2 protein-coding genes and 1 pseudogene are annotated in these 1,179 nt (G+C 58.2%); 2 read left to right on the top strand and 1 reads right to left on the bottom strand.

Features of this window, described 5'->3' with window-relative positions:
- Positions 1–265: transposase (locus BOO71_RS00015; RefSeq protein ID WP_139322637.1), on the bottom strand; the 265-nt coding region annotated here is incomplete at its 3' end.
- Positions 266–336: 71 nt separating this feature from the next.
- Here BOO71_RS00015 and BOO71_RS00010 point away from each other — a divergent pair.
- Both BOO71_RS00010 and BOO71_RS28190 read left to right on the top strand, forming a co-directional pair.
- Positions 337–597, top strand: coding sequence for an HD-GYP domain-containing protein (locus BOO71_RS00010; RefSeq protein WP_075829948.1), 261 nt, complete (start codon positions 337–339; stop codon positions 595–597).
- A gap of 322 nt (positions 598–919) precedes the next feature.
- Positions 920–1,179 (top strand): annotated as a pseudogene (locus BOO71_RS28190) (hypothetical protein); the annotation flags it as partial.

Raw genomic sequence — 1,179 nt, 5'->3', positions numbered from 1 at the left:
CCCGTTCCTGTCGCGCAATTTCCAGCTCTCGTTCGAGTTCTGTAAGACGAGCCTCCTGTGGTGAAAGGGCGGGGATCCCCCGCCCGGTGAAGGCAGGGCGGCCAGCGGCCGTCTGGTTGTCCTGTTGTTGCTTCCACCGCACGACGTAGTGAGGAGGAACGCCGAGGTCACGGGCGATCTGAGCGCAACTCTTACCGGTCGTGCGAACCAGGCGGACAGCTTCGTATTTGAACTCAGCGGTGAACTTTTGCTTGGGTACGGACATTCTGTCCTCCAGTGTGAATCACACTGAACTTACCCTCCACCAAACCCTAACAACATCACACCGCGCTGGAGGTGGTCAGGGATCACCACGAGCGCTGGAACGGCCAGGGGTATCCGGCGGGCAAGGTGGGGTGTGAAATCAGCCTGGCAGGCCGGGTGTTTGCGCTGTGCGACGTGTACGACGCGTTGACGAGCAAGCGGCCTTACAAGGCAGCGTGGACAGTAGAGGCAGCGCTGGCTGAGATTGAGGGGCAGGCGGGGCGGCATTTCGATCCGGTGCTGACGGGGGTGTTTGTGGAGTTGTTGGGGAGTAAAGGTGCGCGACCAAACTGATCTTGGCTGCCTGGCCCTCAGGTAGCGTTCATGTCAGGAAGTGCAAAGAAGTCATATGGACTCCGATTGAAAGATATTAAAAACACCTGGAAATCCGAGTGGGAGGAAGAGCGTCCTCTCTTCGAGCTGTACCAGTCATGGGCGTCTGTTCATGACGAGAGCGAGCAGGAGAAATACGGGTTCCGGGCGTGAAGTGGAGAAATCGGCGCTGTCCCGATTTCTGCACGAAACAGAAAGCGGCCTGGGCCTCGGTCACTGGTTCTTTGAACCAGTACTCCGGAAGGTTTTTGACGAATGGGGTGGGGATCGTCCATGTTGATGTGTGGCAACAAAACGGACGACCCCCAGCCAGATTCTAGCGGCCCTGCTCCCTGGAACCAGCCTGCGTTCCACCCAGGCCGCCTATCTTCAGGTGCTGTTGGTGCTGTGGCTGGTCGTTCCTGGACGACTGAATTTCACCAATCTGGCCCGCTATGGCGGGCCATCTGAGCGAACCCATCGCGCCTGGTTCCAGAAACCAATGCCGTGGGTGGAGTTGAACACCAGTTTGATCTTGCAGATGCAAGATCAGCAGTGTCTGGG

This window comes from Deinococcus marmoris, from assembly GCF_001949125.1.
Taxonomy (GTDB): Bacteria; Deinococcota; Deinococci; order Deinococcales; family Deinococcaceae; genus Deinococcus; species Deinococcus marmoris_A.
The sequence above is the reverse complement of the archived record's forward strand: the minus strand, read 5'-3'. Positions and strand labels throughout refer to the sequence as shown.